Consider the following 19,613-nt stretch of genomic DNA (forward strand, 5'->3'; position numbering starts at 1 on the left):
TCTATTAATATACGTTATACGCCTGTCCAGTCTGCGCGCCAAATACACTTTTACGATAAGCTAAACCAATTCGCTCAGACGAAACAGGTTGGAATCCCTGGAATAGCTTTCCATACTTCTCTTTTGACTTCTCAACCATCGATGGACTAACATGATTAATCCGGATTCCACGCGGCATTTCAATCGCGGCTGATTTCACAAATGCCGATACCCCGCCATTTGCCATCGCAGAAGAGGATGCTGTTTTTAGCGGATCATCCATCAGTACACCCGTTGTCAGTGTAATACTTCCATGATCCTTCAGATAGTGCAGGCCGATTAATACTAAATTCACTTGCCCAAGCTGTTTACTGTTTACGGCAATCATATTCTGCTCCGGTGTCAGTTCATCTACGGTTGCAAAATGCGCAGATCCTGCTGCACAAATAATCGCATCTACCTCGCCTACTTTTTCAAACAGTGCTTTTATGCTTTCTTCTGAAGTAATATCTATCGGGTATTCCAAAGAATTTCGGCTCGCTTGGATGATTTCTGCGTCATTCTTTAATTCCTCATATGCTACCTCGCCGATTGATCCAGTTGCTCCTACTAATAGTATTTTCATATGACATGTCTCCTTACTTTCTTGATTTTAAGCATTTTGTTGATAATCTTGATATAATGTTTTTCTTTCCTTCTCAATTTCTGGATGGAATTGAATGAGTGCGGCTGCTCTTACCTTTTCTACATTTTGAACCGCATGCTCAATGTTTTCTGTTAGTGCCGGACTGCTTCCGATTACTTTCGATGCAATCGTTAATCCGGCTACTTCTCCTTGTGCCATAGCCACTTTGGAGCTTTCTACTCCTGTTATATTGCCGGATACATATAAATCAGGCAGCGTCGTTTCCATTTTTTCATTATGAACAGGAATATGTCCTCCTAATGCTTCCACGTATTTAAAAGAACAACCGGCAACAGAAGCCAATTCTGCCATTGGAGTCAGCCCACCTGAAATACATACCACATCTGCTGCTTCCATTTTTTCCGTTCCCGGAACAGGTTCGCCTGCTGTGTTAATTTTTACGGTTTTCACTCCTTCAACAACATCTTCCCCAATAATCTCTGTAACAGCAGTTTTCAATTTAATCGGAATACCGTTCATTTTCAATCCACTACTTGGATAAAACTTTGTGGCAAAGCTTACTGGCACACGTTTTCCCAGCTTTCCCAGCTGCTTCAGTAAAGGAGAAGGAGCCAGGTGTGTCAAACGCATTAAAGATGCCAAAACTTCTTGAGGCTGACCCGCTTCCTTTTCTATCTGTTCAGTTACTGGCAAAATAATGGCCTTCACATCCACCCCGCATAGTTTTAACTCATTAGCAATGGCCATGGATAATACATTTGCGCCGATAATAATACAAGTATTCCCAGGTTTTACTCTGTGCACGTTTCCCATAACCTGTGCTGCTCCAATCGACATGACTCCCGGCAATGTCCAACCTGACAATGGAATATGTGTCTCACTGGCACCAGTTGCCAAAAGCAGATGTACGGTATCTATGATTCCGTTAGAAGTATAAATTCTCCATCCTGTTTCTATCTTTTCCAGATTATAAACAGATGTTTCACATTCTACTTCCACACCCAGAGATACAGCTCTCTGTTCCAGGTTTTCTGATTCTTTCATTCCATTCCACCACTCTCCGTTCGGCTCTTCATGCAATTGTCCTAACAATCTGCCCCCCGGGCGGGGAAATTCATCGATCACTTTAACGGCGACTCCATTTTCTGCAGCTGCTATTCCTGCCGTTAATCCTGCAGGCCCTGCACCGATAATCACCAGATTCCACATAAACCCATCACTTCCTTAAAGAATAAACAGCCATCCCATCCTTAACAGCGGTTACACAAGCGCGGACAACCTGTCTGTCCTCCAGTTGAACCCTGCATTCAAAGCAATGACCGATATTACAATAGATTCCTCTGCCGTTTCCACTCACATCATGCTTTCTTAATTCCTGATATCCTTCTGCTAATAGAGCAGAAGCAATTGTATCTCCTTCAAGTGCTTCCACCGTTTGATGATTAAACGTAAAAGTTAATTTCGTATTATTCGATAACGACCCTAAAACTGGGTGATCTTCAATCCTCGCTGACAAGATCCATTCCTCCCAACGTACCAAACGATACTGGTCTAACCGGCGGACGATAGCTGAGAGAAATTTCATCTGTCTTTGGAGCAGCTTCATGAGACTGAACAATTTGATCAATCATGCTCCGGCATGTTCTTCCTCCACAATATCCCATGCCTGCTCTTGTTCTCAGCTTCACTTCACGAGAGGAACAATGGTAATGATCTATCGTCTGATTAATTTCTTTTAGTGTTACCTCTTCACATCTGCAAATGATGATATTTTCATCCGCCATCCATACTCCTCCTTTGTTTTAAATAAAACCATAATACGGTTTCTGAGCCGTAGCCATATGCGCCCAGCGAATCATGGTGATAAAGTCAAAGACCGGCAATCCGACCGCTTGTTGAATTGCAGCGGCATACGGAGGCAGATCACTGCATTCCAGCAAAATCGCTCCAATATCCGGGTTATCTTCCACCAGTTCTTTTGCTGCTTGTACAACCTCTTCTCTGACTACTCCGTTATCAAAGCTTCCTCTGCTTTCTACGATGGCAGAGAATTCCGGTAATTTCCCCAAGTCTTTTACTACGACATCCTTTATATTGGTCACTCCACAGCTATCAAATAAACTTTCCGTTATGCCATCGCTGTCTGCTGTGAGCATGCCGATACGCTGATGACCTTTTAACCCTGTTTTAATCCATGGAATCTGGACTACGCTTGACATAAAAACCGGAATATCTACAGCATCGGCAACCTGCTTTTGATAATTTCCAAAGAAACCGCATGCCCCGCAGATGACTCTTGCTCCTTCTCTTTCCAGCTGCTGGGCTGTTTGAATCACATCATCCACTAGTGTCGGGTCTCCTACGTGAATTCTATCCTGCGTACAATTCGGAACAACTCGCGGAACAACAGGAAAATCATAGGTGGATAAATTAGCTACATTGCCAGGTAATACAGGGTACCAGCAATCATCCAGGAAAAGGATCCCTACGGAGAAGCCTGCGACATATTGCCCTTTTTTCATTTCAATTTGTTGACTGTGATCCGATTTCACAAAGCCATATTCTCGATCTCTGCTGCTCGCCATATTTTTTCCTCCATCATCTCAATTCAAAACAGAAGCACAGAGAAATAAAACAAAATAAGTAGATACATCTTTGTATACGCCTTTTCTTATGCTGTTTTTCTCTGTGCTGATGCCTGCTTAAAACTATACTGGCTTCACTTCATAGCCTAATTCTTTTAATGTTTTACTCATTTTCTCTTTTAACTCGTCTGAAGCTGGCACTAATGGTTTACGTACCGTTCCGCCTTCCAGACCAATAATATCTAAACCAGCTTTTACAGGACCCGGTACAGGCTCTGCTTCCACATAATCATATAGCGGAAGTAAACGCTGATTGATAGCTAATGCGCCATCAATATCTTTTTCCTTTGTAAATAACTCATACATTTCTACAATTTCTTTTGGAACCAGATTATGAATAATTCCAGTTGCCCCGTGTCCACCAACAGATAACGTCGGCAGGATCAAGTGTTCAAAGCCAGTTAATACAGTAAAGTCATCGTTATCCTTTGTTAAAGCAATGACTTTACAGGTATGCTCCTGATCTGTTGTATTTTTAACTGCTACAATTCCTTCCTCTTCACTTAACTCCGCAATAAATTCAGGGGAGAGCTCTACATTAGTTGCTGCAGGATAGTGATAAATTACAATTCCAATTCCTGCTTTGGCAGCTAATTTTTTATAATATGCTTTTAGCCCTTCTTCACTTGTTGTCATATAATATGGCGTTACAACAAGCGCACAATCTGCCCCTACCTCTGCTGCATATTTTGTCAGTTCCAGCGTTTCTTCCTCGCGGTGCGCGCTCGTACCTGCCATGATAGGCACACGTCCGCCAGCATATTCTACTGCTGCTTTTAATAGACTCTTTCTTTCTTCTAGTGACATCAGTGAATACTCTCCTGTGCTTCCTCCAGCAAGCAGGCAGTGTACACCGCCGTCAACCAGGTGATTAATTAAGCCTTGATAGGCAGAAAAATTAATCGATCCGTCCTCATTAAATGGTGTTGGCATTGCAGGTATCATTCCAGTTGGTTTATACATCATTCATTCCTCCAATAATTAAATAGTTTGTAATATTTCTTCTTGCGCTTTATATCTTGAAAATTTTAAGCGATCAATATTAAATTCGGTTTCTTTTCCTGAAATAAGCTCTGTCATCATCTTTCCGGTAATTGGCGCCATGCTGATTCCATCGCCCTCATGACCGCTTGCAATATAGAAGCCCGGCACCTCATCTACCTCCGATACAATCGGCAAATGGTCAACTACCCACGGGCGGATGCCGGCGTAAGCACGAATACAATTGACATCCGTTAAAATCGGCAGGAAACGAGTTGCCCGTTCAGCAATTCCCCGCATCACATCATGCTCCGCACTTGTATCATAGCCTTTAAAAGCGCGATGCCCGCCGACCAAATAATTACTTGCTTCTGTCGGTTCAATAGTAAAAGCAATGTTATAGTCTTCTACCAGTTTACTGACATTTCTCTTGTAATTGATATCTTCAAATTTAGAGAGCATGTAGCCAAACTCATGTACTTTTTGATGAACGATCCTGTCTGTCCGCTCTGTGACAAGAACCATTCCTTTTCTTGGCCGAATCGGAATGTCTATCCCGACCATCTCCCCAATATGACTTGCCCAGACACCGGCACAATTGACCACATTTTTCGTATATAACGTCGTGGTGCTGGTTTTTACAGACTCCACTGAACCATCCGGTCCCTGTGTAATTTCCTTTACCTCTTGGTTAGTAAAGACTTCTAAACCATATGTTCTTGCTTCTTCAATAAAGGCATAACAGACAAGGTATGGATTCATCGTAGAGTCAACCTCTGTCCAGACACCGCCTGCCAAATCATCCGCCAGATGCTTTTCGATATCGGGAAGCTCCTCTTTACTTACCATCTTCATATCATAACCGGCAGCAGCCTGCTGCTTGACATACCCATTTGCGACTTCTAATTCCTGGTCTGTTTCACAAACGTATAAGCTTCCCCGTGAGAAAAACTCGAAGTCAAAAGAGAATTCTTTTGCTAACTTTTTATAAAGCTGGATACTTCGAAAGCCAATTTCCGTATCGATTCCCGGCTTTTTATCACAAATAAGTGCCACCGCATCACATCTGCTCGACGTTCCAGCAGCTATATCCCCTTTCTCTACCAAAGCAACTTGATAACCTTCTTTAGAAAGATAATAAGCTACGCTCGAACCGATGATGCCTCCACCGATAACAATCACATCAAAACTATTCAATCTGCCACCCCCTTTTAAAAATAGATTGATAGATTACCTATCTGTATTGGAATAAGCACCAGAAGGCTTCACTTCTAAAGCAATGTTCACCTGTTTTTTATACAGATACTCTTCAAAGCCATATGTGCCTAAATCTCCGCCAATTCCACTCTGTTTATAGCCGCTCCAAGGAGCTTCATTGAATGTTGGATGATAGCTGTTCACCCAGGTGATTCCTGCATGTAAGCCGCGGATTACCCGTTGCGCTTTCGCACCATCATTCGTGAACACTGCTGCCGCTAATCCAAAATCCGTTCCGTTCGCCAGCTCTAATGCTTCTTTCTCTGTTTCAAATACTTGGATAACCAGTACTGGTCCAAAAATTTCTTCTTGTACAATCCGCATATCTGGTGTTGTATTTGTAAAAATCGTCGGAGCTACATAGTTTCCTTCTGCAAGAGAACCGTCTGTTAGCCGTTCTCCGCCACATAGTAATTCTGCCCCTTCATCCAATCCTACTTTGACATATTCGAGAACTGACTCGGCGTGATCCGGAGAGATAAGCGGTCCCATTTCTGTTTGCGGGTCCCATCCTGGTCCAATCTTGATTTTATTCGTTCGTTTTACTAATTCATCTACAAACTTTTCATAAATACTTTTCTCCAAAATTAGTCTGGACCCCGCGGAGCAAACCTGCCCCTGTCCGGCGAAAATACCCAACATGGCATAATCGACTGCTGTTTCAAAATCCGCATCGGAGAATACAATATTCGGAGATTTTCCTCCCAGCTCCAGTCCGACTTTTTTGATCGTATCAGCTGCATCTTTCATAATTTGCTTCCCGGTATCTGTTCCACCGGTAAACGATATTTTATCAACATCCTTATGCTGTACTAAACGGTCGCCTATCACAGCTCCCGACCCCAATACCAGATTCACCACACCTGCTGGAAAATCAATTTCATCTATAATTTCAAATAATCTCAATACAGTTAATGGTGTCTGGGAAGCTGGTTTGACCACAACTGTACACCCTGCAGCAAGCGCAGCAGCCATTTTTTGCGTAGCCATCACTAAAGGAAAATTCCATGGAACGATGATACTGACCACACCTACCGGCTCCCGAATCACCATTGCCTGAATTTCATCCGGCACTTCATAGGTTTGGCCATGCGGCTGCATCGCTAAGCCGGCATAATATTTAAATTGATGAATCGCATCTTCCACATCAACGATCGAATCCTCATACATCTTTCCATTGTTTAATGTTTCTAATTTTGCAATTTCCTCTTTCCGTGCTTCCAGCTTTTCAGCCACATTCAATAATAAGTCAGCCCTTGTTCTCGCATAAGTTTCCCGCCAGCCATCCTCATAAAATGCTTTTCTTGCAGCTTCAATTGCTTGGTCTGCATCTTCTGCTCCTCCGTCCGCAACGGTTGCAATCACCTGATTATTTGCCGGATTATACACTTTTCGTGCATTCCCTGTACTTCCGCTGGTCCACTTCCCAGCGATATACATGTTCTGAGCTTCTTGGGTATCTTTTAAAACTTCTTCAAACGCTGTTGCTACACGCATGATATCTTCCTCCTTTGCTTCTGCCTATGAAACATCTCATTCATTCAACGCTGAAATACTTTCTGTCACTGTTTTCACAATGAATTGATAATCCTCTTCCGTAATATTCAGCGGCGGGGCCAGCTGAAGAATATTATTAAAGCCTGCTACGGTATCCCCATTTTTTCCAACCAACAGGCCGCTTTGCTTACATTGAGTTACGATCTGATTGATTTTATCTACATGAACCGGCTCCTTTGTCTGCTTATCCTCTACCAGCTCTATCCCGATCAATAAGCCCTTCCCGCGAACATCTCCGACATTCGGTTGGGATAATAGCCCTTGGAAATCTTCCAATAATCTCTCCCCAAGCTGTTTCGATTGCTGGAATAGATTTTCCTGTTCCATAATTTCAATGTTCTTTAAAGCCACGGCACAAGCTGCTGGAGATCCGCCGTACGTATTCACATGCCTGAAACGATCATAGACATCCTCGCCATCAAATTGCTCAAATATTTCTCTTTTGACTGCAGTAGCTGATAAAGGCATATAACCGCTTGTAATTCCTTTTGCCATCGTAATAATGTCCGGCTTTACGTCATAATTCATAAATCCAAACGGTTTTCCGGTCCGGCCAAACCCGCAAATGACTTCATCCACGATGAGCAAAGCTCCGTGTGCCTCGCAGATTTCTTTGACCCGCTTCAGATAATTCTTAGGCGGCATCAGAATGCCTCCGCCGGTAATAATCGGCTCCATAATCACACCAGCAATCGTTGAACTAAGCTCCCAGGTCATTAACTCATGGATTGCTTTAGCGGAGGACAAAGAATTTTCATCATCCGGATTGCGATACAGATCAGGCGGTGCTACATGCAAAAAACCTTGTGCTAATGGCTCATATTTATATTTTCTTTCTGCCTGCCCTGTTGCAGCCAGCGCTCCCATTGTATTTCCGTGATAAGCTCGATACCTTGAAACGAATTTAGTCCGCTGCCCTTCCCCTTTATGCTGATGGTATTGTCTCGCTATTTTAAAAGCAGTTTCATTTGCTTCTGATCCACTATTGGAGAAAAAGAACACATACTCATCGTCTAAAAAGCTATTTAATTTTTCAGCTAACTGAATCGCAGGTTGATGACTATGTGCCAACGGAAAATATGCCAGCTTTTCCAATTGTTCGTAGGCAGCCTGCGCTATTTCTGTTCGGCCATACCCTGCATTGACGCACCATAATCCAGACATTCCATCTAAATATTTATTTCCTTCCACATCTGTCACCCATGCTCCTTTTGCCGTTTCAGCAACCAGCAGATTGGGATCCGGTTTAGATCCTTTCATCGCATGCCAAAGCTGTTTCGCGTCTTTCGCTTTCACATCATTTGCTTGATTCATCGATTGAAGCATTTGCCACCCTCCTCCATACACTTAGTATCGTGCTGTCACCATTTTCTTTCGGGTATAAAAATTGACCCCGTCTTTTCCATTTGCATGTAAATCGCCATAAAAGGAATTTTTATATCCTGAAAACGGGAAAAATGCCATTGGTGCAGGAACACCTAAGTTAATTCCCAACATTCCTGAGTCGATTTCCTCTCTAAACGTTCTCACCGCTTTTGCACTATCTGTATATAGGCAAGCTCCATTAGCAAACTCTGATTCATTTGCCACCTCAATTGCTTCTTCAATCGTATTTACACGGACAACAGAAAGTACTGGTGCAAACATTTCGTCTTCCCAAATTTTCATATCGGTACGAACATGATCAAATATCGTTGCCCCGACAAAATAGCCATCGCTGTCTTTTTTATCTTCCCTGCCGTCTCTTAGTAATGTTGCTCCTTCTTCTAAACCGGCTTCAATATAATCTAACGTTCTTTCTTTTTGCTCTTTCCGGATAACCGGACCAAGAAATGACGCTTTATCCGCTCCATCTCCAATAACCACGTTATCTGCTGCCTGCTTTAAGCGTTCCGTCAACTCATCTGCAACATCTCCTACTGCAACTACTACAGAAGCTGCCATACATCTTTGCCCGGCCGATCCGAATGCCGCTGCCGTAATATTTGAAACTGCATTATCTAAATCTGCATCCTCTAACACAATGCTGTGATTTTTAGCACCGGCTAACGCCTGCACACGCTTTCCATTGGCTGCAGCTGTTTGATAAATATATTTTGCTACAGGCTGCGAGCCGACAAATGATACCGCTTTAATTTTTTCGTGTTCCAAAATTCCATTAACCACATCATTGGATCCATGCACGATATTCAATACACCGTCAGGTAAACCTGCTTCTTTAAATAATTCTGCTAGACGATTAGCAAGCAATGGTGTTTTTTCAGATGGCTTCAAAATAAAGGTATTTCCACACGCGATTGCTAATGGGAACATCCAGCAAGGAACCATCATTGGAAAATTAAACGGTGCAATCCCGCCAACTACGCCGATTGGATAGCGGTACATTCCTGATTCGATCCCTGTAGCGATATCTGGCAGTTGTTCTCCCATCATTAAAGACGGAGCACCAGCAGCAAATTCAACGCATTCAATTCCTCTTTGTACTTCCCCCGCTGCATCATCAATTGTTTTTCCATTTTCTAAAGTAATAATTTCGGCTAACTCTTCGCGGTTCTCCATTAATAATTGCTGATATTTAAATAGAATGCGTGCTCTTTTTGGAACAGCAACCTTTTTCCAATCTTTAAAAGCAGCCTCTGCACTTTTGACAGCGCTCTCAATTTCCTCAAAACTTGAAATGGGTACCTTCCCAATCTCTTCTCCAGTAGCCGGGTTAAAAATCTCTGTATAATTTCCTGAAATCGGATCTACCCATTCCCCATTTATAAAATTACTTACTTTTTTGGCGGTTTTTACTGTTGACATTATGTGACCCCCTATTGGAATTTGTTTGACATGATTTCATTTTATTTGGATAATTAGCATAAGTAAAATAAATGTTAATTATGTCTAACATTCAAAAAAATTATACTAAGGAGAATTGCCATGACATTGCAGCGGTATGAAATCTTCAATAAAGTCATCCAACTGAAAAATATCAGCAAAGCAGCTAGCGAGCTCCACCTTACTCAACCCGGGCTTAGTAACGCGATTAAAAGTCTGGAATCAGATTTAAATTTAAAATTATTGAACCGTAACAGAAGTGGAATTTCCTTAACCAAAGAAGGAGAAAAGATTTATCATTATACATTGCAAATAGAAAAAATGAATGAAGCTTTAATGCAAGAAGCAAGTCACCTGAATGGCTTAAAGACAGGAACGGTAAATGTAGGCTCTTTTTCCAGTGTGACAGGCAATTGGATTCCTCCTATTGTGAAGAAAATGCAGGAAGAGTACCCGGGGATTGAAATAAATATTCATGAGGGAGATTATGAGTCTCTTAAAAAAAGAGTATTGACCGGGGAATTAGATTGTTGTTTTAATACCGGTGCTGACAATAGCAGTTTAACCTTTATCCCGCTCCAAAAAGATGAATTATTTTGCATTGTTTCGAATCAGCATCCTTTACATACCAAAAATGAAATCAGCGTGAAGGAGCTATCTTCTTATCCATTTATTAAACCTAAAAAAAGCTGGGATGATGAAATTATCGGGCTATTTTCAAAATATAATCTATCTCCCAATATAAAATATGAAGTTTCTGAAGACCTGCCTATCATTGCACTTGTAGAAGCAAACCTTGGAATAAATATTAGGCCTGAACTGGTACTCCAAAAGGAAAAAACATCTAAACGCATTAAAGTTATTAAATTAAAAGAGGATGCTTACCGAATTTTAGGGTTGTGTACATCAGCGGAGCCATCCCATGCTACACAGGTATTTATTTCTGTTACAAAGGAGCTTTATAAGGAAGATTTCCAGTTATAGAGATTTCTTATCTTTGGAGTTATTAATATCCGATCAAATAAAAGCAGATCAAACCTGAATCAGTTGATCTGCTTTTTGAATGTAACGTTTTTTAGTTAGATAATTCTTCTTAGTATACCTTATACCCCTGCCCAGTCTGCGCACCAAAAACACTTTTACGATAAGCTAAACCGATTCGTTCAGAAGAAACAGGTTGGAATCCCTGGAATAGTTTCCCATACTTCTCTTTTGATTTCTCAAGCATCGATGGACTAACATGATTAATCCGGATTCCACGCGGCATTTCAATCGCGGCTGATTTCACAAAGGCCGATACCCCGCCATTTGCCATTGCCGAAGAGGATGCTGTTTTTAGTGGATCATCCATCAGTACACCCGTTGTCAGTGTAATGCTTCCATGATCCTTCAGATAGTGCAGGCCGATTAATACTAAATTCACTTGTCCAAGCTGTTTACTGTTTACGGCAATCATATTCTGCTCCGGTGTCAGTTCATCTACGGTTGCAAAATGCGCAGATCCTGCTGCACAAATAATTGCATCTACCTCGCCTACTTTTTCAAACAATGCTTTTATGCTTTCTTCAGAAGTAATATCTATCGGATATTCCGAAGAATTTCGGCTTGCTTGAATGATTTCTGCATCATTCTTTAATTCTTCATATACTACCTCGCCGATTGATCCAGTCGCTCCTACTAATAGTATTTTCATGGTTGCTCTCTCCTTTTGCTAAAAGATTCTATTACATACATTCCCTTGCTACAGTATCCCATAACGTTTTATGAGATGCATAAATTTTAGCTCATTATGTTTTTAAATAATTATTTGAAAACGAAAGAAACATCCTCCTTCTAACACTTACATATCAGAAAGAGGATGTTTCCACAGTCAACTATTTATTTTTCAGATGGAGCTTTCAAACCCTCGTCCGGATCCGCATCTTCTCTTTTGGCAATACCAATCCCTGTATAGCCCAGGATAATTGCAAAAATGAAGCCGGTATAACACAGAATAGCCCATGGTGCATAACTAAGTGTAGAAACACCCAGTGTACCAGCCATAAACACTCCTGCTGAAGACCAAGGTACAAGAGGAACAACAACTGTACCAGAATCTTCTAACGTACGGGAAAGGGTTTTTGCCTGCAGTTTATTTTTCTTATATGTGTCCTTAAACGTCTCGCCGGGCACAATAATAGAGAGATAAGAGTTCCCTGTAACCAAAGCCATGGTCAGACAAGAAAGCACTGTTGTTAAAATCAAATCACCAGTACGTTTGACCACCTTCATCAGCGCTCCAATAATCACATCCAAGGAACCAGATGTTGTCATAATCCCAGCGAAAATAAAAGCAGAAAAAGCTATTAAAACAACTCCTGTCATAGACTGCATTCCGCCCTGATGGACAAGATCAAGAACTTCCGTAATAACCGTATCCGGATTAAAATTAGCACGATTTACCATTGCTACATCAAATCCTGAAACGGTTGATGCAAAAATATCGGTTACACTGAATCCTTGCATGAATCTGCTGATTACCGCTGCAACAATAGATGAAAAAATAATTGTCGGCAGAGTTGGCTTTTTTCTCAGCGCACCATATAAAACAATTGCCGGAGGAAGCAGCAGCAAAATATTCCAATCAAACATCGATGCCAATGTATCCAGCATGACAGTCATTGTTTCAGGAGTGGAGGCATCAGCAGATGATACATTAAAACCGACAAACAAATATACAATGATACTGATAACAGCTGCTGGAACAGTTGTCCAGAGCATATGTCGGATATGTTCATATAATTCACTTCCAGCCGCTATGGGTGCTAAGTTGGTTGTATCTGATAACGGGGATAATTTATCTCCAAAATAGGCTCCGGCAACAACCGCGCCAGCAGTTGCCGGCAAACTTGCCCCAAGTCCAGTCGCAATTCCCATTAAAGCAACGCCAACCGTACCCGCAGAACCCCAAGAGGTCCCGGTAACAATGGATATAATGGCAGATACTACAAAAGCAATTAACACAATAAAGGTTGGATCAATAATCTTTAAACCATAATAAATCATCATTGGAATTGTACCGGCAATCATCCATGTTCCAATAAGAATCCCAATCGAGATCAGTATAAGAATAGCAGGCATAGCCTGTTTAATTTTTTCTTGGATACCCTCCATCATTTCATCCCAAGTATATCCTAATCTCCATGCAATAAATCCTGCATATACGGAAGCTAAAATCAGCAGAGGCTCCGGACTGAATCCATACACACCAAAACCGATAGCGAGCAACAACAGCATGACTACAATTGGAGAAAAAGCTTCAAATAAGTTAGGTTGTTTTTTCATTTATAAATCCTCCTCATTACCTGGCAACACAAATTCATTATTTTTCAAAGGTCCCTTTCACAAGAAGCTCTTTATTTTCAAGCATATGACGCCCTTTTGCAAATACATGCTCTAAAGCTAATGTCTCTTTATTTAAAAGAAGTACATCTGCATCTTTATCTTCTTGAATACTGCCTTTTTTACTCAGTTTCAAAGCATCCGCTGTATTACTAGTGACTAATGGTAAAATTTCCTGTAAAGCTATATTTTGATTTTTCACCGCAGCAATTACTTGCTGAAATAAGGTTTGTGTACTTGCTACTCCAAAACCAACCATTTTTCCACTTTCATCAAATTTGGGCAGACTGCCATTTCCATCTGAAGAAATGGTCAAATGTTGCATATCTCCACCATTCTCTTTATAGTAAATAACCCACTTTCCCGTTTCTTCATCTGCTGTTATATCAACATAAGCTCCTTTATTTGCCAGACGAATCGCATCATCCACTAACTCCTGACTACGTGTAATATGAGTTGCATAAAGATTCGAAGCAGGCAGTTCATAATCCTCTAAAAGCTGGTGCAGAAGAGCTAAATATTCTTTTCCAGGTCCTGTGTGAAAATGGGTTACCCCTGCTTTCCCACTTAACATCCCGCCAACACGCGCTTCTCCGACGATTTTAGCCAATTCATGTATAGAAGGTTGTCCAGAACGGGAATCGGAAATAGCAATCTCTGCCGCTCCAATAATTTTATCAAATAGAATAATATCTTCTTTTACACTAGATGAAATGGTGGTCGTAGGAACAGCATAATTCCCGGTATAAATAAACGTAGTCATTCCCTCTTCTTCCAAGCCGCGTGCTTTTGCAAGAAGAGAAGTCATATGTCTGGTAGTACCGTCTGTCCCTAAAAGGCCGACAACCGTCGTAATTCCTGATTGAATCATATCACTTAGTTGTATTTCCGGTGTCCGGGTAGCAAAGCCCCCTTCTCCGCCACCGCCAATCAAATGAACATGCGGGTCGATAAATCCTGGTACAGCATAAGCGCCCTCAGCATCGACTATTTTATAATCGATACCGATCCCTTTTATTGCTTCTTCATCTACTTCTCCTATTTTGGCAATTCTTTGACCTACGAATAAGATGGATGCTCTTCCTAACGGTTCTGGAGCATACACTTCTGCATTTTTAATTAATGTAATCATTTATCTGGCCTCCGTTTGCTAAATACTACTTATTTTCTGAAAATAATCCAAGCTATTTTCTATAAAATTTTCATGCAAAAAATATGCCAATAATTATTAGGCTTTTTTTATGCTATTCCAGCGTAGAAAAATAAATTTAGGAGTATTTATAGAATTAGAACAATCCTATAAATACTCCTAAATATCATATATGCTCGATCATGTTTATTCCTAGATTGGTTATTTTTGTTCCTTGCTTTTTAATTCCGGTTTCTACTAAGCCGTATTTCTTAAGTATATCCAATTTCGTGCGCAGCTTACTTTCAGAAATCTTATCAGAAAGCATTGCCTGCAATGTAGAACGTCCTATTCCTGCATTTTCTCCCTGAGTTACCATTAAACACTCTAAAATATCTTTATACAAATGAAGATCTCCAGAATGCTCCAGTAATCTTGTTATTTTATCTGGGTGCATATTGGAGGGAAAGCCATCTTGTATTTGGAATGGCAAATCCGTGATGCTTACCTCTCGTCCATTTACAATAACAGATAAATAGGTAATCAATCCTTCTAATTCACGAACATTACCTGGCCATCTATAAGAAGAAAGCTTTTCCATCACAGCCGGCGAAAAAGATAATTGACTATTTTTCTGTTCTAAGAAATACGTTATTAAATCCGGAATATCTTCTTTGCGTTCTTGTAAAGAAGGGATTCTCAAAGGCAGCTGGTTCAAGCGGTAAAACAGATCATCCCGAAATTCTCCTTTTCGAATCATATCCTCCAGCTGTTTATTCGTAGCAGCAATCACTCTAACATTAACTGGAATAACCGTACTTCCTCCAACACGCATAACTTGTCTTTCTTGCAAAACTCTTAAAATAGCTGCCTGAATTTTTAGTGGAGCATCGCCTATTTCATCCAAAAATATCGTTCCATTCTGTGCAAGTTCAAACAGACCGGCTTTTCCACCTTTTCGTGCACCCGTAAATGCACCTTCTGCATAACCGAATAATTCACTTTCTGCCAGAGATTCTGAAATCCCTGCAAAGTTTACTGCAACAAACGGGCCTTTATTTCTGGAAGAATACTCATGAATAGATTGAGCAAAAATCTCTTTTCCCGTACCACTTTCTCCAGTGATCAATACCGTATAATCACTTCGGGCTATTTTTTTAGCAAGCTGTTGTGTTTGCATCATGATCATACTGTTTCCAACATTATCTTCAAAAGAGTATTTGGTGGTTAAACCTGATTGTAATTTTTTATTCCTTATTTCTTGCTCCATCCGTTCTACATGCGTTACATCCTGAAAAACAAGAACAATCCCTGAAAAAGAGCCTTCCTGCAATATAGGAGTAAGTGTAGCTAATAAATTTAATCCATGCACCTGAATCATTTGCCTGGGAATTTGCTGTTTTGTTTCCATCACTTTATCAATCTGAAATTCATCCAATACATCCGAATAATGCTTGTATAAAACAGCTTGACTATCGATTTCTAAAATGCTGCCTGCTTCCTCGTTAAACAGCGAGACACGTCCTTCTTTATCAATAAAGACAACACCTTCCTGCACGGTATTCAGGACAGCCTGCAAGCTGGAATTAATGTAGTTCTCATTCCGGACAGAATTTGCAAGCTCCCTTCCAATACGGGCAACATTTTTCACATAACCCATGGTAATATGATGTGCATGATCAAAATTATGCTGAAGAATCTTTGAAATATCGAATAAAGTACTTAAATCAAGACGTCTGTTTCCTAAATCAATCACAGACTCTAACCCCTTAGGCACGAGATTTGCTAATCCATGAGTAATGGCTATATCAACATTTTTTAGATCAGGCGGGTTTTCCATGTCTGGAGAATAAGCATAGAAATCTAAGTAGTCAAAACCTAAATACTTCAGCATTGTGACAGATTCACAAGCAATAGCCTCATCATTACTGACAAGCAGACATTGAGCGTCTCTGGGTAATTCAAATAATTTTTCAAGCTTTTTAAAATCAATGGACCGGTTAGCAACTAATAATGGAGCTTTTGTTTTCTCTATATTGATGAAATCTTTGACTAAACTGTCCGGGACAGAAGAAAGAATTAAATCCACATCCTCCAGATAAACCGGTAAAAAATGATTGCTGCGCAGCGTGATGCTATTTCCAAAAACCTCGCGAATATTATCACGAAATGTATAATATAGGTCAATCTCTTTGGTGAGTACCAGAATAACCGGATTGTTCATCGGTGTTCACTCCAATCAGATGTTGCGTTATTTAACTAGTATAAATAATTCATTTCTGAAAATAAAACGAAACTTCATTCAGTGGGAGTTAGCGCCCGTTATCTCCCGCTTAAATAAATTCATTCTTACTCTTTATTTTGAGGCGGGAGTTTTACGGGCGGTTCTCCGTGATAAAACAAAAGCTGCTATAACAATCACGAATAAGAATAAAATAATACAAAGCTGCTCATTTCTGTCAAAAAAATTCGTAAAGTCCATTTTCAAAATATCGAAATTCACTTTCTGATACACGGTAACGATGATAACCTTCATAAAAAGCATTTAGTAATGCTTCATGCTGTATCCATTTTCTTATCGCCAACGATTCATCATATCTTGGATCTCCGACTGTCATTCTAGATACATCGATAAACAGGCTGACTTTACCATCCGTAACAAGCACATTATCCGTAGTACAATCCCCATGAATCATTGTTTGTTTGACAGGTGATGGTTTATTTTCTTTCAGGTTTTCTAATAGTTGTAAATCGCTGTCTGTTTGTCCTTGTTTCATATAGCCTTCAGCCTTATTAAGCTGGATGGACAACCAATCTCCCTGATGATTGAATGATTCCAGTAGGTCTATTTCGTGTAATCTTTGCAAAAGCGCTCCAAAATCCTTGATTAACCGTTTCTTCTCTTCCATATTTTCAGCGCTCTTTAAGGCAGCCGTTAAGCTTACTCCTTGTTCAAATGACATCAGTAAATGGCTCACATCCTGGTCCCCTCCAAAATAAACGTATCTTGGAACTGGAATCAAATGATTATGCTTTAATTTTTGCAGAACAAAAGCCTCTTCCTTCAACCATTCTCTATCCCTTTGCTTAAAGGAGCTTTTCAAAAGATAAACATTATCTGCTTCAACCTTACGAACTTCCGAGGTACAGCCTTGCTCCGCTAATACCTGCATCTTTTTTATTTTCTCTATCTTTTTTTCTATTTCTTTCCTTTGATTTGTATTCACACGGTATTCACCTCTATTTTTTGCCCAGCATCGTAAACTCCCAAGGAATATCCTCCCCATTCCATCCACGATGTTCATCAAATTTTTGCAGTTGAAATCCCGATTCAATTACCGCATTAATCATTTCACTCAATGTATGCAAGCGAACGTACACATTCGGAAAATCATGCTGTTCTTCTGTATTAAAAAAATCTTTATAAGCTAAATCAGCCAATTTCAAATTCTGATTATCAAAATAGGTTACCTTATCCTTATCACTAAGGAAAAATTGTCTTAACGGATGAAAATCACTCAAGATCATTTTCCCGCCTGTTTTTAATATCGCATACAACATATGCATTAATTTTTGAATATCGTGAAAGTAATGTAAGATGCCGCCTTCCAAGTACAGTACATCAAAATACTCTTGATACACTCGCAAATCAATATCATAAATATCCGTAATAATATAATTGATTGAGGTACCAGCGTGCTCTGCAAGCTCCAATGCATACTGTTTATTTTCTTCAGAAATATCGAACACTGTAACTTCCGCACCCAACAAGGCAATTGGAACAGCTTTTCGTCCATTAGATCCGCAAAGATTAACTACCTTCTTTCCTTTGATTTGTTTAAAATAGTCCTTATGTTTTTTCAGGTGAGCAGTAGGATGCTTTGTTATCTGTTCAGCTAATTCTTCAGGAGTTCCATACCTTTTATTCCAATATTCATATGCTCTATACTCCCAGGCAATTTTATTTTTCTTGCTTTGTTTATTCATATCTCCCCTCCTACATACCAAGAATTTTATTTTTAATAACGTTTCAACCTGTTTTATTTTGTTAAGCCATGTATTTAATTCATATCTTGCAAAATGCATTTGTTAACCGATGAGTACATAGGAAGGAGGAGCTCATGAAATCGATTGACCACTTTTATCCCAGCATTACCAAAAACCTCTGGTATCGCGAAGTCCAGTTTCTTTTTAACTACCATTCTTTCTTTGCTGTTTCAAGATTCTCTAAGCTGATATATTTCTTCTGTAACGGCGGCGGACAAAGACCATTATGCTTTTTAATCTGCTTATTAATTTTCTTAATATCCTTTTCTGTTTGAGCCTCCTGCAATAACACACTGATTTCCTTTTGCAGCTTCAACCAAGGCGGTAAATAACCGGCGTCCTTTGCTATTTTTTGAAAATGTTGAAATGTATCCTTTTGAATGTAATCCTTTGACAAAGGGTTTCCTTTCCCCGGCAAGTCTTTTTCATAGCTATAATCATTCTCTTTGATCATATCTCCAATTAAATCATTGTATTTTTTGTCCAACAAATAACCTCCCCTGCACTTATTTGTTTATGCCATCATATCAACCGTTAAAACCCAGAAATGTAAATAATACTGCTACTTTTCAGTATACTATCTTTTTATATTGCGTGCTATTTATCCCATGTATTATTCAAGGAATGGAATACATTTATCTCTCTTAACAACGAAAACCAAACAAAAAAGCTGCCCTTATTAAGTAAAATACCTAAAGGCAGCCCCATGAATTGCATTACGATTTATTACGACATTTTTTTCTTTTCCGAGAAAACTTTCCCTCTCTCCACCCATTGCTGTTTCGCTTCTTTTCTTCTCTTCACTTCTGCTTTCACAAGCTTTGGATAGGTATCTTCGGCAAAGTCCTGCACACTATCCCAATCCGGGAAAAAGACAACCTTCATATCCCTTGAACCATCCGCATTACGCCGTTTAGTTAAGCACACCCCGAAAACCCGGTTCGATTGCTCAATCATCCGTTTAAACAAAATAGGATGTTTTTCCTGATCTCTATACAACTCCTCCACCATTCCCATATAATGTGAATCATAATCATGGAATGGTGTATCCGCATTAATACTTTTACTGCTGCGATAGACTTTACGGTTGTTTGCGTAAATCCATATTAATGTACCATAATCCAGATTTTCCTTTGTACTTACGATAACCTTTTTCATGTTTGTCATC

19 protein-coding genes are annotated in these 19,613 nt (G+C 40.0%); 1 reads left to right on the plus strand and 18 read right to left on the minus strand.

All coding sequences use genetic code 11. The annotated features are described in order from the left end of the window. Positions 1-4: 4 nt before the first annotated feature. From BN986_RS17700 to BN986_RS17745, 10 genes are all read right to left on the minus strand, one after another. Entirely contained in the window at positions 5-604 is a 600-nt protein-coding gene (locus tag BN986_RS17700) for a short chain dehydrogenase (RefSeq protein WP_040982606.1), read from the minus strand. 27 nt (positions 605-631) lie between these two features. Further along, entirely contained in the window at positions 632-1,834 is a 1,203-nt protein-coding gene (locus tag BN986_RS17705; protein WP_040982608.1) for an NAD(P)/FAD-dependent oxidoreductase, read from the minus strand. A gap of 7 nt (positions 1,835-1,841) precedes the next feature. Next, on the minus strand, positions 1,842-2,141 hold the full coding sequence (locus BN986_RS17710; RefSeq protein WP_040982610.1) for a (2Fe-2S)-binding protein: 300 nt from the start codon (positions 2,139-2,141) through the stop codon (positions 1,842-1,844). After that, a complete protein-coding gene (locus BN986_RS17715; protein WP_040982612.1) occupies positions 2,125-2,409 on the minus strand; it encodes a (2Fe-2S)-binding protein in 285 nt (94 codons plus the stop codon). Before BN986_RS17715 ends, BN986_RS17710 begins: the two co-directional genes overlap by 17 nt. Positions 2,410-2,427: 18 nt before the next feature. Further along, positions 2,428-3,210: an aspartate/glutamate racemase family protein gene (locus BN986_RS17720; RefSeq protein WP_040982614.1), complete on the minus strand. Its 783-nt coding sequence runs from the start codon at positions 3,208-3,210 to the stop codon at positions 2,428-2,430. A 123-nt stretch (positions 3,211-3,333) separates the two neighbouring features. Then, positions 3,334-4,233: a 4-hydroxy-tetrahydrodipicolinate synthase gene (dapA, locus tag BN986_RS17725; RefSeq protein WP_040982616.1), complete on the minus strand. Its 900-nt coding sequence runs from the start codon at positions 4,231-4,233 to the stop codon at positions 3,334-3,336. A gap of 18 nt (positions 4,234-4,251) precedes the next feature. Further along, positions 4,252-5,448, minus strand: a complete 1,197-nt coding sequence (locus BN986_RS17730) for an NAD(P)/FAD-dependent oxidoreductase (RefSeq protein WP_040982618.1) — start codon at positions 5,446-5,448, stop codon at positions 4,252-4,254. Between the two features lie 33 nt (positions 5,449-5,481). Continuing rightward, positions 5,482-7,005 (minus strand): aldehyde dehydrogenase family protein, encoded by a 1,524-nt coding sequence (locus tag BN986_RS17735; protein WP_081922253.1) that lies wholly within the window; start codon positions 7,003-7,005, stop codon positions 5,482-5,484. 36 nt (positions 7,006-7,041) lie between these two features. Continuing rightward, positions 7,042-8,391, minus strand: a complete 1,350-nt coding sequence (locus BN986_RS17740) for an aspartate aminotransferase family protein (RefSeq protein WP_040982620.1) — start codon at positions 8,389-8,391, stop codon at positions 7,042-7,044. Positions 8,392-8,412: 21 nt separating this feature from the next. Further along, positions 8,413-9,870 carry a CoA-acylating methylmalonate-semialdehyde dehydrogenase gene (locus BN986_RS17745; RefSeq protein ID WP_040982622.1) on the minus strand — a complete coding sequence of 486 codons (1,458 nt, stop codon included), beginning with the start codon at positions 9,868-9,870 and terminating at the stop codon, positions 8,413-8,415. 120 nt (positions 9,871-9,990) lie between these two features. On the opposite strand from BN986_RS17745, the gene BN986_RS17750 reads away from it, so the two are divergent. Further along, a complete protein-coding gene (locus tag BN986_RS17750) occupies positions 9,991-10,872 on the plus strand; it encodes a LysR family transcriptional regulator (protein WP_040982624.1) in 882 nt (293 codons plus the stop codon). Positions 10,873-10,981: 109 nt separating this feature from the next. Here BN986_RS17750 and BN986_RS17755 read toward each other — a convergent pair whose 3' ends face one another. The 8 genes from BN986_RS17755 to BN986_RS17790 form a co-directional block, all read right to left on the minus strand. Beyond that, on the minus strand, positions 10,982-11,581 hold the full coding sequence (locus BN986_RS17755) for a short chain dehydrogenase (protein ID WP_040982626.1): 600 nt from the start codon (positions 11,579-11,581) through the stop codon (positions 10,982-10,984). 185 nt (positions 11,582-11,766) lie between these two features. Continuing rightward, entirely contained in the window at positions 11,767-13,212 is a 1,446-nt protein-coding gene (gene nhaC / locus BN986_RS17760) for a Na+/H+ antiporter NhaC (RefSeq protein ID WP_040982628.1), read from the minus strand. Between the two features lie 37 nt (positions 13,213-13,249). Next, the gene (iadA, locus tag BN986_RS17765; protein WP_040982630.1) at positions 13,250-14,401 is read right to left on the minus strand and encodes a beta-aspartyl-peptidase; all 1,152 of its coding nucleotides are present in this window, start codon (positions 14,399-14,401) and stop codon (positions 13,250-13,252) included. Between the two features lie 184 nt (positions 14,402-14,585). Next, positions 14,586-16,622: a sigma-54 interaction domain-containing protein gene (locus BN986_RS17770; RefSeq protein WP_040982632.1), complete on the minus strand. Its 2,037-nt coding sequence runs from the start codon at positions 16,620-16,622 to the stop codon at positions 14,586-14,588. Positions 16,623-16,857: 235 nt separating this feature from the next. Then, entirely contained in the window at positions 16,858-17,571 is a 714-nt protein-coding gene (locus BN986_RS17775) for a phosphotransferase family protein (RefSeq protein ID WP_392392306.1), read from the minus strand. Positions 17,572-17,638: 67 nt separating this feature from the next. After that, positions 17,639-18,385: a class I SAM-dependent methyltransferase gene (locus tag BN986_RS17780; RefSeq protein ID WP_040982636.1), complete on the minus strand. Its 747-nt coding sequence runs from the start codon at positions 18,383-18,385 to the stop codon at positions 17,639-17,641. A gap of 208 nt (positions 18,386-18,593) precedes the next feature. Then, the gene (locus BN986_RS17785; RefSeq protein ID WP_040982638.1) at positions 18,594-18,932 is read right to left on the minus strand and encodes a DnaJ family domain-containing protein; all 339 of its coding nucleotides are present in this window, start codon (positions 18,930-18,932) and stop codon (positions 18,594-18,596) included. Positions 18,933-19,171: 239 nt separating this feature from the next. After that, positions 19,172-19,603 carry a hypothetical protein gene (locus tag BN986_RS17790; protein ID WP_040982640.1) on the minus strand — a complete coding sequence of 144 codons (432 nt, stop codon included), beginning with the start codon at positions 19,601-19,603 and terminating at the stop codon, positions 19,172-19,174. Positions 19,604-19,613 lie beyond the last annotated feature (10 nt).

It is taken from the genome of Oceanobacillus jeddahensis (assembly GCF_000750635.1).
GTDB lineage: Bacteria > Bacillota > Bacilli > Bacillales > Amphibacillaceae > Oceanobacillus > Oceanobacillus jeddahense.

Excerpts from the sequence above, each read along its gene's own strand:
- BN986_RS17735 (WP_081922253.1), bottom strand. The coding sequence starts at position 7,005 with ATGCGTGTAGCAACAGCGTTTGAAGAAGTTTTAAAAGATACCCAAGAA.
- BN986_RS17770 (WP_040982632.1), bottom strand. The coding sequence starts at position 16,622 with ATGAACAATCCGGTTATTCTGGTACTCACCAAAGAGATTGACCTATAT.
- BN986_RS17755 (WP_040982626.1), bottom strand. The coding sequence starts at position 11,581 with ATGAAAATACTATTAGTAGGAGCGACTGGATCAATCGGCGAGGTAGTA.
- BN986_RS17700 (WP_040982606.1), bottom strand. The coding sequence starts at position 604 with ATGAAAATACTATTAGTAGGAGCAACTGGATCAATCGGCGAGGTAGCA.
- nhaC (WP_040982628.1), bottom strand. The coding sequence starts at position 13,212 with ATGAAAAAACAACCTAACTTATTTGAAGCTTTTTCTCCAATTGTAGTC.
- BN986_RS17775 (WP_392392306.1), bottom strand. The coding sequence starts at position 17,571 with ATGCAGGTATTAGCGGAGCAAGGCTGTACCTCGGAAGTTCGTAAGGTT.
- iadA (WP_040982630.1), bottom strand. The coding sequence starts at position 14,401 with ATGATTACATTAATTAAAAATGCAGAAGTGTATGCTCCAGAACCGTTA.
- dapA (WP_040982616.1), bottom strand. The coding sequence starts at position 4,233 with ATGTATAAACCAACTGGAATGATACCTGCAATGCCAACACCATTTAAT.
- BN986_RS17790 (WP_040982640.1), bottom strand. The coding sequence starts at position 19,603 with ATGAAAAAGGTTATCGTAAGTACAAAGGAAAATCTGGATTATGGTACA.
- BN986_RS17745 (WP_040982622.1), bottom strand. The coding sequence starts at position 9,870 with ATGTCAACAGTAAAAACCGCCAAAAAAGTAAGTAATTTTATAAATGGG.
- BN986_RS17740 (WP_040982620.1), bottom strand. The coding sequence starts at position 8,391 with ATGCTTCAATCGATGAATCAAGCAAATGATGTGAAAGCGAAAGACGCG.
- BN986_RS17715 (WP_040982612.1), bottom strand. The coding sequence starts at position 2,409 with ATGGCGGATGAAAATATCATCATTTGCAGATGTGAAGAGGTAACACTA.
- BN986_RS17720 (WP_040982614.1), bottom strand. The coding sequence starts at position 3,210 with ATGGCGAGCAGCAGAGATCGAGAATATGGCTTTGTGAAATCGGATCAC.
- BN986_RS17780 (WP_040982636.1), bottom strand. The coding sequence starts at position 18,385 with ATGAATAAACAAAGCAAGAAAAATAAAATTGCCTGGGAGTATAGAGCA.
- BN986_RS17705 (WP_040982608.1), bottom strand. The coding sequence starts at position 1,834 with ATGTGGAATCTGGTGATTATCGGTGCAGGGCCTGCAGGATTAACGGCA.
- BN986_RS17750 (WP_040982624.1), top strand. The coding sequence starts at position 9,991 with ATGACATTGCAGCGGTATGAAATCTTCAATAAAGTCATCCAACTGAAA.